The sequence below is a fragment of the Virgibacillus proomii genome, from assembly GCF_018916875.1.
In the GTDB taxonomy this organism is placed as follows: domain Bacteria; phylum Bacillota; class Bacilli; order Bacillales; family Amphibacillaceae; genus Virgibacillus; species Virgibacillus proomii_B.
This window is the reverse complement of the sequence record NZ_JAHLNO010000020.1, coordinates 52,307-66,188: the sequence shown is the minus strand read 5'-3', so window position 1 is coordinate 66,188 and position 13,882 is coordinate 52,307. Positions and strand designations below refer to the sequence as shown.

Genomic DNA, 13,882 nt, shown 5'->3' with positions numbered 1-13,882 from the left:
ATGAAACTTACTTTAAAGGGATGAGTTAATACCTTCATGGGATTTTATTATTTTCCAAATGTTATTACCTCATTAATGAAAGAAAAAATCTTAACATAAGGGGATAATGGAGAATCTGCATAATAACGGAGGATACGTATGGATATATTACAGGAAATTCAGGCGACATTTACAGATATGAAAATTGTAAGTGCAATTACTTCGGTGTTATTCATCATTTTATTAGGTTATTTCTGCCACAAACAAAATATTTTTAGCGATACGGTAGGGAAAGCACTATCAAGGGTAGTATTGGTTGTTCCTCTACCAGCTCTTGCTTTTAATACCTTTATGGAGGATATTGATGCGAAATCTTTATCGAAAGGAATGGGTATGTATGTAGAACGAGTTACTCACCAATTGCTATTACCCAATTAGCATTGGCACTAGGCCTGTCTTTATTAAGACATACTGCTTACACAACTGTAAAAACAGCTAAAGGAGACTTCACCGTCGATCCATCCATGTTTAGTACAGAAGTAAGACAGGATCGGATTGACGGAAGCTAAATTGTTTAAAGGCTTAGGGGCAACTGTACTTAGTTATGATATCTTTCAAACAAATCCTCCATTTCCGTATATGTAACTAATTCCCCTTATTTTCCAGGAAAAAACGATAAGATGGTAAATGATGCTTTTCTTTCCAATATGAAGGAAGGTGCGATCCTCATTAATACAGCAAGGGGAGAGCTCTAAGATAATCAGGTTTATCCTAAAGGCATTAAAAACAAATAAATTAGAGGCTTTTGCAAAGGATGTATTTGCTCATGAAAAAGATATCTTTAGGGTCTAAGTGGGAGAAAACGGCACCTAAATACCCAATTCGTTCAAGGGCCTTTAGGTCATACCCTTGTGGTACTAACATTCAGTAGGAGATAGAAGAAAACTCCAACTGAAAGAAGTTTCACTTTATTTTCCTCTTCCCATTTTGTATTTGCTCCTTACAGTTTACACAAGAAACAGAGTAGAAAAACACACAAAACATTGCTCACCATTTCACTTACTTAAGTTACATAAGTTAGTTTAGTTACCTATTATTTTTATCTTCAATGAAATGTTCTATGATGAATTTGTAAGAGATAGCCGGCTTTTCTATACAATAGTTTGTGAAATATTTCACAAAATGAAGATCTGGAGGAGAAAACAATGAAAGTGTTTGAAATTATTCAAACTACATTTACTGACATGGATATAATTAGTGCTATTACATCAACCATGTTCATTATTTTATTAGGATTTTATTGCCGAAAAAAGAATATTTTTAGTGATCAAGTTGGAAAAATGCTATCTAAAGTTGTATTGTCAGTAGCATTACCTGCTCTTGCATTTAATGCATTTATGAATGATATTAACAAGGAATCCTTAGCTGAAGGTATGGGGATTTTAATTTGGGGAATTGCAATTTATATTATTTTAATTCTTGTATCGAAACCAATGTACTTTAAATTTAAAGGCGATAAAGAAGATACATTACGTGTACTAACTATTTTTGGATCAACGACATTCTTCGGTATTCCGATCGTTGGAGCAATTTATGGAGCAGAAGGAGTGTTATATGCTTCCATATTTAATATCGGTTATCGTATTTTCCTTTATTCTTATGGCTATATTAAAATGAGCGGATTAAAGATGGAAGCTAAAAATATTAAAGAAATGTTTTTAAATCCGATCGTTATTGCTACCTTTTTAGGTCTTTTTATCTGGGTGTTTCAAGATTATTTACCACAGGTCAGTGTAGTAGCTGCTGATGGTACCACATCAACAGTAGCATTTTTACGAATCGACCAGACTGCCCCCTGGCTATTTAAACCGATGGGATATTTGGCAGGCTTAGCTTCACCACTTGCCTGGCTTGCAATTGGATCAACACTAGGTTCCGTCGATTTCAAAACAGCGATAACAGATCGTACGTCCCTATTCTATAGTGCAAATAAAGTTATTCTTGTACCAGTTATTAATATTGTACTGTTAGCTATTCTTTCCCTAACCGGAATTTTAACCATGAGTGCCATTTCAATTGGAACAGTAGTTATTATGATGGCTACTCCAACTGCAACTGTAGCAGCAGCCTATGCCATCAGCTTTGATAAGGATGCGCTACTTGCGTCGAACGCATCATTACTATCAACGATTAGTGCTGTTGTGATGATACCAATTTGGATTATTATTATAAATTTCATCAGCGCAACAAACTTATTTAGCTAAAACAACTAGTTTCATCTATGACTTCAATTAAAATACCAAGTATTCAGATTGGAAAAGGAGAAAATAATATGACAATGAAGGTTGTTTGTTATGGAGTAAGAGAAAATGAAGTGCCTTTCTTTCATCAACTAAATAAGTATGACTTTGAACTAACGCTTATCGAGGAACTTCTAACCAATGAAAATATTGAAACAGCAAAAGGAATGGATGCTGTTTTACTTAGGGGAAATTGTGTTGCTGACAGAAAAAATATTCAGCAAATGAAAGAATATGGCGTTACGTATTTATTTACGCGAACAGTAGGTTATAATCATATTGATTTGCAAGCAGCAGCTGATTTTGATATGTACGTTGCACGCGTTCCTTCTTATTCACCAAATGCAATTGCTGAATTATCTTTAACACTTGCTATGTCTTTGTTAAGACATACCGCTTATACTACCAATAAAACATCTAAAAAAGATTTTACGGTTGACAGTGTTATGTTTAGTAAAGAAATCAGAAATTGTAAAGTAGGTATTATTGGTACTGGTAAAATTGGCTTGACAGAGGCGCAATTGTTTAAGGGTCTCGGAGCCGAAGTGCTGGGGTATGATATATATCAAAGTGAAGAAGCAAAACAAGTTGTTACATTTGTGGAGTTAGATAAATTATTAAAAGAAAGTGATATTGTAAGTTTGCATGTGCCATATTTTCCAGGTAAAAATGATAAAATGGTAAATAATGAATTCATTTCGAAAATGAAAGATGGTGCAATATTCATTAATACGGCAAGAGGTGAGCTACAGGATAATGAAGCTATTCTAAAAGCATTGCGATCTCATAAGCTGGAAGGTTTTGCAACAGATGTATTTGCCAATGAACAGGAAATATTCTTCCAAAAATTTAATAATGGTAAAAAATTAGACCCTACTATTCAAGCTTTAATTGATTTATATCCACGGGTTTTAGTTACACCTCATATCGGATCAAATACAGATGAAGCGCTAACGAATATGATTGAGACAAGCTTTGAAAATCTGCATGAAATGATTACAAAAGGAAGCACGACGAATGCAGTAGCTTTACCGAAAAAAAGCCAAGCTGTTTCTTAAAAACTACCTAAACATAAAGGCAGAAAAATCCACTTTCCTGATAAGTGGATTTTTTCTGTGCCTCGTTCTCGTCTACGTTATTTCTATTTATATAGATGGAAAGCTACAAACTCTGTGGGGGGGTATTATTTAAAATATCGGCAATAAGCTGTTCTTTTTCCGGAACTATTTGATAAATCATAATTGGACGCCCAACAGATAAATATTTCAACTCTTCACGTAAGTAGCCAATTTCATTTAAAAATTGTAAATACTTTCTTGTAGAAATTCGCGACAATTCAACTTCTTTTGCTATATCCTCGGTTGAAAAATGTTCCTTTTGCTTTTCAACGGCTGTTAAAATTTTTTTAATGGTTAGTTTAGATAGCCCTTTAGGCAAGGATGAGAGGATTCCTTTTTCATTAAAAGTTTTCGATTGTCTTTCTTTTATTAAAATTTGATCTAATGTTTTCTGATCTGCTTTTTCAAATTTAGTGGTAAGCGAATGGTATTGTAAAAAGTTTTCGATTGCTAATTGGAACCGTTCATATGAAAAAGGCTTGATTAAAAAGTCAATAACACCATAGTCTAGAGCTTTTTTGATTGTTGGTATATCGTGTGCTGCCGTAATCATAATAATTGGTATGGAAATTTGCTTTTGTCTTAATTCTTGTACAAAGTCAATACCGGTCTTTTCTGGTAAATAAACATCGAGTAATATTAAATCGGGAGTGACTTCTTGTAACACTTTCCATAGTTCTTTTATATTATCAACTGTAGCAACAATTTCAAATCCTTTTGATCTTTCAACATATTGTTGGTTTATTGTTGCAACCATTGGGTCATCTTCAACTATAATAACTTTAATCATCTATGTTCCTCCGTTTAAAGGGGATTTCTATGTGAAATAAACTTCCTTTTTTTACTTTAGATTGGACTTCAATCAATCCTTTATAATGTGTAACGATTGATCGAATGGCATCTAATCCATAGCCTCGATTTTCTCCCTTTGTTGAGTATCCTCGTTCAAAAATTTTTTCTCTTACTGCTGGTTCAATTCCGGAACCTGTATCCTTTACTTCAATGATAATTATTTCTTCTTCGTCATCATAATAAAGAAAAAGAACTACTTGTTTTCTTGTTGTATTTGTCAATGCCTCTTTAGCATTATCTAATAAAATCCCGATTGATAATAGGAGATCATGGAGCATATCACCCATTTTAATATTTGGAAAATGAGAATCAGCATCAATGGTTAATGTCACACCCTGCTCATTTAACTCACTCGTTTTTCCTAGTAGAAACCCCGCAATGGCAGAACATTTAATTTTATCCGTTATAAAGCCAATTTCTTGATGATATTTATTATTAAGCACGCGGACAAAGTTATTAACTTCCTGATATTTTTCCAATTCAATTAAACCCAAGATCGTATGAAGCTGATTCATAAATTTGTGGTTCTGTGCTCGTAATGAATCAATGTATTGTTCTGTACCGCTCAGTTCACGGATAAGATGCTGCAGTTTGGATTGATCGTATAAAGTAGCAACTGCACCATATATTTGTTTGTTTATATAAACGAGCTGTACATTAACGATAAACTCAAAATGATCTATAACTGTAACCTGATTGGAAACAGGTTTTTCCGTTTTAAAAACTTCAGCAAAAATTAAGGAAAAAACTCTTTTATCAAGATAACTTTTATTAGTAGCATTTTCTGTGAGTAACGTTTTATTAAAGAGCTTTGCAAAGTTAACATTTTGCAAAAGAATTTTTCGATTAGGAGTTACAGCAATAATTGCTTCACTAACAGAATCGATAATAATTTCTCGTTCTTTCATATGTGCAACAATCTGTTTTGGCTCCAGCCCTAGTAATACTCTTTTTAGATAGCGAGCTAAATATAAGGCTCCTAAAATTCCAACAAACAGGCCAAATCCTAATCCTACATATAAATTTCTTCGCGCATTCGACAATTCTTGATTGATGGTTTGCTGAACATAACCGACACAAACAACTCCTATCTGCTCACCATTTTCATCCCATATTGGTGTAAAAAAGCGGGTACCTTCACCTAAAATTCCAACATGTGTTGAAAAGTGTTCTGAACCATCCAAGGCCTTACTAGCATCTTTAACATTGGAGAAGGTTTGACCAATTACACTTTCATCTGGATGGGACTTCCTGATCAGATTATTGTCAAGTACGACTACAAAGCCGACCCCTGTTGCTTCCATTACTTCCTTAGAATATTCCTGTATGGTTGGATCAAATGGATCTCCTTCAACTTTATTAATGACACGAGTATCCTTTGCAACCATTCGGGCAACATTTCTTATTTTATCTTTTACTGTGTTGTGTTCCCGCTTTAATACGTAGCTATCTAATAGAACTGCTGAGGCAATTAAGGAAGCAACAACCGATAATAATACGAGCAATGTTGTCATTTTCTTTAAAGATAATTGTGACAGCCATTTATCTTTGATGTTGTCCAGATCCCTTCTGTAAGTATATTGTTAATTGGAAAAGTTTTATCCGTTATAATTTTTAAGGATTATTTTGGGTAGAGCAGGAGGAATGTCAATAGCACCTCGTACTCGCAAAGATAATTTACAAGTTGTTGTATGAGTTATAAATTATTCCAATGAGTTGATATGGTACGTTCTTATTTTAACAATATTCGACAGACGCTTCCACTTATATAGAAATAGATTCCGATTCAAGGTGCTGGACGATTTATATGTTTGTTTTTTGTGGAATATTCGGTTAATCATGTACCTGATTATTTTCTTAGTGTTAGTTTTATTTTTAGTTGCTTGTTATTTATCCCATATATAAGGCCATAAGACTCCACTTGTTATAGAGAAGACGAAAAGGTCTAGGTGTAAGATAATGGCACTTCAAAATGTCTGATTCGTTTGGGTTGACAGAACAAGTAAGATTTCTTGATTAGATAGCACTTTTTTCAAGGTGTGGTTCATCGCACGAAGAAAAAGGGTTCTCTTTTTCAAGGGTACCCAGAGATTAATCTCCCACTTATAACCATAATCGAAACGAGTTACGGGAAGTGGAAAAGTTTATATTAAAAATAGCCTTTTTAAAGGAGCATTCATCTGTTTTTCAAAGAAAACTAATGATAGATTTGTTCTCCTCTAATAAAATTTGAAATACTTGCAACAAGTTTTTTATGCTCTGTTACAATCATAATGCTTATGACAACTAGCAAAAACCAAGAACTAATTTTACCAATATGGACAAGATTCCATGAGTCCTGTTGACTAGGATATTGCCATGCTCCAAAGAAGGTTGCGATATTCTCAGCAATCCAAATAAAAAAGCCAATTAAGAAAAAAGAAAGAGGAAGCGACATTTTATATGTTGTTTTTCGTACTGTAATTTGTACATAAGTCTGAAAGAAAATAATAAATAACAAGGCTGTTAAAATCCAACGGAAATCAAAAATAAAATGATGGGTAAAGAAGTTTAAATAAATCATCAAACCAAGTGGTATTGTGTATATATTTTTGGGCCAGTTATGCATTCTTAAATGAAATCTGCGCCATGCTTGACATATATAGCTTGCAACACTTGCATACATAAAACCACTATAAAGTGGTACTCTCCATATTTTTGCTCGTGCTTCTTCTGGGTAGGACCATGAACCGACATGTACCTTATATAATTCCAGTAACAGTCCAATAATATGGAATACACAAATTACTTTTATTTCTTCTTTTGTCTCTAACTTTGTTTTTAACATGAGGTATTGTGTAATGAGACAAATAAGTAAAATAAAATCGTAACGATATAATCCAGGAATCAAGATCAACTTTGAAACAGCAAGAGTTATAAAGATGACTACCGGAAAAATACAGGATAAAGCCTGATAGTAACCGAAATAAATAAGATCAACTATATATTTCATCTTTTCACCTTCTAACTAGCAATTTACCACATTACAGTAATAGATGGTAATTGAATAAACAAAATATTAAAATAATTTAACGTATCGTATTTAGCAACTTGAACAAGCGAATCTGCTAAAGTTTTACTATTTTAAACGTTACCTCTTGTAAACATCTAAAACGTAATAGAAAAACTAAAATATTGTCATAACTTTTTAGTAAACAAGCGAGGATCCCCATTAGCAAATCTGGAAACTGTTTCATATTTATCTCAGATAATGAACAGATGAATTCAAGATACATGCCAGTAGCTATAATTTTTTCGTTTAAACATTCGTTTCAAAATATAGGGATCCATGCTCTTTTAGGTAGCACTTTTTGCTTCATGGATTATTGGTTATTATGTTTGTTTTTCTTTATGACTGAAATAATAGCCATAAATAACAGTAGCGCAATACCGCTAAAAACAAAAAGATAACTTAGTGGGATTAAGAAAAATGGCTCTTCTAATGTTCCATCTGGAGTTACCTTTGAACCAATTATAGAATAGCTAATTAGGCAAATGACACCTATTAAAATTGGAAGTAAAGCCAACAAAATTTTTTTATTCATCATCCATCTATCCTTCATCTGTATTTTTTCTGTATTCTAAAATATCACCAGGTTGGCATTCTAAAGCTTCACATATTTTGTCTAAAGTTGAGAATTTAATCGCTTTTGCTTTTCCATTTTTTAATATGGAAACGTTAGCCATTGTGATTCCTATTCTATTTGATAATTCTGTGACGCTCATTTTTCTTTTCGCCAGCATTACATCAAGGTTTACGATAATAGCCATTTTGTCACCTCAAATTGTTAGATCGTTATCTGTTTTTATTTTACTAGCTTCTCTAACTAAATGAGAAAGCATGGAAGTAAACACGGAAATAATAACTGCGAAAAAAAGAATGAGTAGAATAATGGTTAATATATTTGTACTTAAAATTTGATCTACTAAAAGGTATACTAATGCAATAACATATAAAAGTCCTTCAATCATTGCCAAAACACTGATTTTTTTTAATCTATCTGCATTTTTTATGGTAAAGGCTTGATTTGAGCTAATATCCAAACAGATTTGCCACCCTAAAATTAATGCGATATAGAATGGAATTCCAGTAATCCAAATGAATACAATAAAAGGTTTATATAATACTTTCATCTTTTCTGAATTCAGTAAAACTTCCCTTCCAATTTCCGGTCCAAAATAAATGCAAAGCAATAGTCCTAAAATTCCACAAAAAACAATTATCAATTTTAACCAATTTGATAATTCCTTTTGTTTCATAAAAAATCACTCCTCTTAGCTAGGGTAAATTTATTATAATTTGTTAATTTGCGTAAGTCAATTAATTTTTATCGTTTTACGATAAAAATTAATTGATAAGCATGGTGTTGGTCATAGGTAATATTGTTTGTGATTTATTTTTCTCATAAATAATTCAATAATTTACGCTCTTAGTATAATGCAACTAAGGAAAGATAATTTAATTTATTACTAACTGAGATGGGAGGAGTCAATTAAAAGCGGGGGATGTCGTAGCTTTATCGATAAAACAGAATCGCAGGCTAAACAGATACATATACAAATTAAAAACTTCCAGAAAAGCATAGAAGGTATGATAGTTTTAGAAGAAGCTTTTTAAGGAAAACAGCTAATTCCAATCGAACCTTTTATCAAAAGGTTCATACCAAAGTTAAAAAACAAAAATGCTCATCCTGTAAGGAATGAACCAAGCGGATTCGTAGCTATTGAAAGCAGTCTATTCAGGGCCAGCCTTATCCAATACACCTGTAAAAATTATACGAAGAAAGAAAAAGGAGGTATTACGCATTGCCTTAGCTATGAATAAGCTTAAGGCTGATGCAAGGAGGAGAGAAAAGTTTCAAACGATTGTTGCGGATGTTGAAAATAAAAAGATTTATGACATATTGTCAGATCGAAAAGGGGATACGATTAATAATTATTTGCATCTTGTGATACTGGAAGTGTGGAAATCCCTTTTCTAGTTTAGCCAAGATAGACTTTTATAAACAACAATGATGCAATTAGTTGATCATTGATATACAATACATATAAAAGCCTATTCTTCGGATAGGACTTTTCTCATTTTTAATTTACTTATAAAAGAAGTATTTTAAATTATTTGGTAAATAAGGTATACTATTTAAGTAGATTCATATAATAATAAAAACCGTCTGGTGCTGGCACACCAAACGGTTAGTGCAATAGCCCTCATTGGGGCAGCTACAAAATAAGAGCAATAAAAATAACCACTGTATGCTAGCTAGGCTATGGGTGGTTATTTTTTTCTGACAAAATAGTTGCAATGAGCGCTCCAAAAGAAATCATTAAGACCAATCCTTCGAAAACTGTCACAGCCTCACCCCCTTTCGCTAAAGGGATGAGCTACCACCCATGAAAGCCTTATGCACTTGCGATTATTATAACATAATTAACATATTATTATGTCTTTTCGGAGTTTTATTCTTAATAAAGCTCATTGTATTTAGAAATTTATGTCCCCTTTTTATAGGTGACATAAATTTCTAAAAAAATACACCGCATGAAGTTCTATTTTTACACTGGAATAAGAACGAACATGCTAAGGTGATGTAATCATGTTAGGGCTGTTTAATCGATCTTTGGAGGGTAAACAAAAGATCATTTTTTTATATTGAATAACGATATTAAGATAACAGAGTACTATATACGTGTATTAAAAATTGACAAAAATAGTATTTTAGCTACTGTTTTTAACGAAAACAAGTACGAACATTTAATATGAAAAACATTTTTTCGGCAGGAAAAGGAAGAAGCCGAGTAAGTACGTAATGAAAATCGAACACGTGAAATATTAGACGAAATGTGGGAAGAACAAGAACATTACATAAAGAAAAATCGATTCTTGATGAACAGAAAAAAAGAGGAAATTAACTAGAAAGCTGTTAATAGCATCTGACAGTCCATATATTTTAGATACATAAACAGTTAATGGTAAATTATGCAGGAAAAGATAAATTCTTCTTTTTTATGGATTGTATTCATATATACGTATATTCAAAGCACAACTTTGCTTTTTTATCCCGCATATAAGGTGCCGTAAGACTCCCACTTTAAGAGCCTGAGTTGGTACAAAAGGGTCTAAGTGTGAGAAAACGGCACCTAAATACCCGATTCGTTCAACTAACATTTCTTTGGAAAAAGCATTCCAAGAAATGAAGTTTCACTTTATCCCGCATGTAAGGTGCCGTAAGCCTCCCACTTCAAGACCAGAGTTGATACAACAGGGTCTAAGTGTGAGAAAACGGCACCTAAATGCCCGATTCGTTCAAGGGCCTTTAGGTCATACCCTTGTGGTACTAACATTTCTTTGGAAAAAGCATTCCAAGAAATGAAGTTTCACTTTATCCCGCATGTAAGGTGCCGTAAGCCTCCCACTTCAAGACCAGAGTTGATACAACAGGGTCTAAGTGTAAGAAAACGGCACCTAAATGCCCGATTCGTTCAACTAACATTTCTTTGGAAAAAGCATTCCAAGAAATGAAGTTTCACTTTATCCCGCATATTAAGGTGCCGTAAGCCTCCCACTTTAAGAGCTGAGTTGGTACAAAAGGGTCTAAGTGTAAGAAAACGGCACCTAAATGCCCGATTCGTTCAACTAACATTTCTTTGGAAAAAGCATTCCAAGAAATGAAGTTTCACTTTATCCCGCATATAAGGTGCCGTAAGCCTCCCACTTTAAGAGCTGAGTTGGTACAAAAGGGTCTAAGTGTGAGAAAACGGCACCTAAATGCCCGATTCGTTCAAGGGCCTTTAGGTCATACCCCTCTAGGTACTAACATTCAGTAGGAGATGGAAGAAAACTCCTACTGAATGAAGTTTCACTTTATAATTGGTCACTTTTATAGTGTATATATAAAACTCCAAAACAGAAAAAACGCTCCATCCTATACAGGACAAGCGTTTAAGTGCGATGATTCCGACTGGTCTCGAACCAGCGACCTCCACCCTGTCAAGGTGGCGCTCTCCCAGCTGAGCTACGGAATCAAAAAATAAATATTCATTTATCTATATTAGGAGCCACATACTCTATTATACATACAACCCTATTTGGTTGCAAGCTAAAATTTGACGAACCATAAACTTGTAGAAATGTACCTAATTATCCAATTCTGTACCTTGTAATCTATATTTGAAGAAGGAAAAATCAATAGTTTTTCCAAAGTAGTATATAAAAAAATAATTATATGCCAAAAAAATGAAGTTTCACTTTAGCTTGTCAGAAGTTTTGCTGTTTGTACATAACTAAACTTACGTTAAAATACTATGGTTTTGTTTTAGTCTACTTAGCCTTATTTTTTCTATCCAGTTAAGTGTAGCTCATACAGAAGAAAAAGCAAAAGTTTTAAAAGATATTTGTAGCCCCTAAAAACCATTGTTAGGGGCTACTATTGATTGTAAATAGGTGGATAGAATCAAGGTAGGCTTTTAAATATATGTGGTTAAATAGGGGGAAGATTTTAACATCACTTTTTTAAGGTATTCTTAACCATAAACATATCTTCTTCTAATGAAGACACTTTTTCCTTAAGATAGGTTAATTCATTCTGATGATGCTTAATAACGACATTACTTGTTTGTTTTGTCAAAAGCTCAATTTTTTCATTTAACGATGTAAAACCTTGATTCATGTCAACACGGAGCGATTTGGTTTCTTCACGTAAGTCAATAACCTCTTTCGAAAGCAATTTAGTCTCGTTACGGAGTTCGTCTTGCCCTACCCCAAGCGATTTGGTTTCCTCACGTAAGTCAATAACCTCTTTCGAAAGCAATTTAGTCTCGTTACGGAGTTCATCTTGCCCTACCCCAAGCGATTTGGTTTCCTCACGTAAGTCAATAACCTCTTTCGAAAGCAATTTAGTCTCGTTACGGAGTTCGTCTTGCCCTATCCCAAGCGATTTGGTTTCCTCACGTAAGTCAATAAACTCTTGCGAAAGGAAATTAGTCTTGTTACGGAGTTCATCTTGCCCGGTTTGAAATGATTTAAATTCGTTACGGAGTTCGTCTTGTCCTATCCTAAGCGATTTGGTTTCCTCACGTAAGTCAATGACCTCTTGCGAAAGCAAGTTAGTCTTGTTACGGAGTTCATCTTGCCCGGTTTGAAATGATTTAAATTCGTTACGGAGTTCGTCTTGCCCTATCCCAAGCGATTTGGTTTCCTCACGTAAGTCAATAAACTCTTGCGAAAGGAAATTAGTCTTGTTACGGAGTTCATCTTGCCCGGTTTGAAATGATTTAAATTCGTTACGGAGTTCGTCTTGCCCTATCCTAAGCGATTTGGTTTCCTCACGTAAGTCAATGACCTCTTTCGAAAGCAAGTTAGTCTCGCTACGCAGTTCGCTTTGTCCTACCCGAAGAGATTTAGTTTCCATTTTTAATGTGTTCTGTCCTTCTTCAAGTGAGTCTAATTTACTTAATATAATTTCAAACATTTCTTTATTCTCCAATATCTCACCTCCTTTTCAACTATTATAATTGGAAAAGATATAAAAGAAAAGCAAATAAATTAATAGAAAAATACCACAAAAAATTGTGGTGTTTTTCAAGTATTTGTTATTGGTAGATTTAGTCGCCAATACTAGCCATGTAGCTTCTCAGTACAGAATTAGACGTTTTAAATAATACCTGTTCTTCTGCAGAAAGTTTTATTTCAATAATATCTTTTATTCCACTTCTGCTAATAACTGCTGGTACTCCTGTACAGATATTGTATTCAGCGTATTCTCCGTCAAGGATACAAGATGTTGGAATAATACGATGGTCGTTATTAAATATCGATTTTGTAAGAATGGTTTTCCACCAATGGTGAGATGTGACCATACGGCAAATTGTGAATCACTATGTTCTCCCATTGTATAGCCTTGAATATTATGTATGTTTACATGTAAGATATCCGATAAATACGTTTTTAAGCGAGAAGAATCAATGGAAGTACCTGTTCCGATTACTTGATGGCGTGGCAATCCAGATAGTTTCCACACATGATATGTAATAATATCAACTGGATTTGTGGCAATTAGAAAAATACCGTTAAATCCACTAGCCATTATTTTTGGAATCGTATCATTCATAATATTGGCACTTGTTTCAAGGGTATCTAGTCGAGTTTGATTTTCTTTTGGAGGCGGACTTGCAGTAATAATAATAATCTCCATATTTGCCCATATCAGATGCAGTTCCTGAAAAAATCTCTGTTTTAGAGGGAAGGAAATCCATGCAATGAGCAAGATCGAGCGATTCTCCCATGGACTTTTCTTCTTTAATGTCGACTAATAATAATTCCTCACAGATACCTTGATTAATTATTGAATAAAGCTGTACTTGAACCTACAAAACCTGTTCCTAAGATACCTACCTTTCGCAGTTGTTCTTTCATGTAATCATCTCCTATCATCTGTAAACTTTAAAATAGGTATCTGCTTTGCAGTGGAAATACTGCATGAACGCATGGAACAAGTGTCAATTATTTCATAAACTAAACAAAAGTATACAGACAAAAAATAAATTAGCTCTGATTATAAGTGTAAATTATTTATTAAGCAAGATTGCTAGGAATAA

At 33.6% G+C, this 13,882-nt stretch carries 13 protein-coding genes, 1 tRNA gene and 1 pseudogene; 5 read left to right on the top strand and 10 right to left on the bottom strand.

Translation table 11 applies throughout. The features are described from left to right. Positions 1 to 138: 138 nt before the first annotated feature. From KQI21_RS11735 to KQI21_RS11720, 4 genes are all read left to right on the top strand, one after another. Complete coding sequence (locus tag KQI21_RS11735; protein ID WP_216484388.1) at positions 139 to 417, top strand: AEC family transporter; 279 nt, start codon at positions 139 to 141, stop codon at positions 415 to 417. A gap of 242 nt (positions 418 to 659) precedes the next feature. Next, positions 660 to 734 carry an NAD(P)-dependent oxidoreductase gene (locus KQI21_RS16210; RefSeq protein WP_253291448.1) on the top strand — a complete coding sequence of 25 codons (75 nt, stop codon included), beginning with the start codon at positions 660 to 662 and terminating at the stop codon, positions 732 to 734. A gap of 450 nt (positions 735 to 1,184) precedes the next feature. Beyond that, complete coding sequence (locus KQI21_RS11725; protein WP_216484387.1) at positions 1,185 to 2,243, top strand: AEC family transporter; 1,059 nt, start codon at positions 1,185 to 1,187, stop codon at positions 2,241 to 2,243. A gap of 68 nt (positions 2,244 to 2,311) precedes the next feature. Continuing rightward, on the top strand, positions 2,312 to 3,337 hold the full coding sequence (locus tag KQI21_RS11720; RefSeq protein ID WP_216484386.1) for a 2-hydroxyacid dehydrogenase: 1,026 nt from the start codon (positions 2,312 to 2,314) through the stop codon (positions 3,335 to 3,337). Between the two features lie 103 nt (positions 3,338 to 3,440). Here the strand turns inward: KQI21_RS11720 and KQI21_RS11715 are convergent, their stop codons facing one another. The 6 genes from KQI21_RS11715 to KQI21_RS11690 form a co-directional block, all read right to left on the bottom strand. Then, a complete protein-coding gene (locus KQI21_RS11715) occupies positions 3,441 to 4,187 on the bottom strand; it encodes a response regulator (RefSeq protein ID WP_216484385.1) in 747 nt (248 codons plus the stop codon). Then, positions 4,180 to 5,763: an ATP-binding protein gene (locus KQI21_RS11710; RefSeq protein ID WP_216484384.1), complete on the bottom strand. Its 1,584-nt coding sequence runs from the start codon at positions 5,761 to 5,763 to the stop codon at positions 4,180 to 4,182. Before KQI21_RS11710 ends, KQI21_RS11715 begins: the two co-directional genes overlap by 8 nt. Before the next feature lie 683 nt (positions 5,764 to 6,446). Continuing rightward, a complete protein-coding gene (locus KQI21_RS11705; protein WP_216484383.1) occupies positions 6,447 to 7,241 on the bottom strand; it encodes a DUF817 domain-containing protein in 795 nt (264 codons plus the stop codon). Positions 7,242 to 7,611: 370 nt separating this feature from the next. After that, the gene (locus KQI21_RS11700; protein ID WP_216484382.1) at positions 7,612 to 7,833 is read right to left on the bottom strand and encodes a DUF3955 domain-containing protein; all 222 of its coding nucleotides are present in this window, start codon (positions 7,831 to 7,833) and stop codon (positions 7,612 to 7,614) included. Positions 7,834 to 7,840: 7 nt separating this feature from the next. Further along, on the bottom strand, positions 7,841 to 8,059 hold the full coding sequence (locus tag KQI21_RS11695; RefSeq protein WP_216484381.1) for a helix-turn-helix domain-containing protein: 219 nt from the start codon (positions 8,057 to 8,059) through the stop codon (positions 7,841 to 7,843). A 9-nt stretch (positions 8,060 to 8,068) separates the two neighbouring features. After that, a complete protein-coding gene (locus KQI21_RS11690) occupies positions 8,069 to 8,548 on the bottom strand; it encodes a DUF2975 domain-containing protein (RefSeq protein ID WP_216484380.1) in 480 nt (159 codons plus the stop codon). A gap of 464 nt (positions 8,549 to 9,012) precedes the next feature. On the opposite strand from KQI21_RS11690, the gene KQI21_RS11685 reads away from it, so the two are divergent. Next, positions 9,013 to 9,270, top strand: coding sequence for a hypothetical protein (locus tag KQI21_RS11685; protein WP_216484379.1), 258 nt, complete (start codon positions 9,013 to 9,015; stop codon positions 9,268 to 9,270). A 283-nt stretch (positions 9,271 to 9,553) separates the two neighbouring features. Here KQI21_RS11685 and KQI21_RS16875 read toward each other — a convergent pair whose 3' ends face one another. The 4 genes and pseudogenes from KQI21_RS16875 to KQI21_RS11670 form a co-directional block, all read right to left on the bottom strand. Then, positions 9,554 to 9,640, bottom strand: a complete 87-nt coding sequence (locus KQI21_RS16875) for a putative holin-like toxin (protein WP_373687667.1) — start codon at positions 9,638 to 9,640, stop codon at positions 9,554 to 9,556. Positions 9,641 to 11,238: 1,598 nt separating this feature from the next. Further along, positions 11,239 to 11,311, bottom strand: a tRNA-Val gene (locus tag KQI21_RS11680). A gap of 479 nt (positions 11,312 to 11,790) precedes the next feature. Next, positions 11,791 to 12,771 (bottom strand): coiled-coil domain-containing protein, encoded by a 981-nt coding sequence (locus tag KQI21_RS11675; protein WP_216484378.1) that lies wholly within the window; start codon positions 12,769 to 12,771, stop codon positions 11,791 to 11,793. Positions 12,772 to 12,889: 118 nt separating this feature from the next. Continuing rightward, a pseudogene (locus KQI21_RS11670) lies at positions 12,890 to 13,700 on the bottom strand (L-lactate dehydrogenase). Between the last annotated feature and the right edge of the window lie 182 nt (positions 13,701 to 13,882).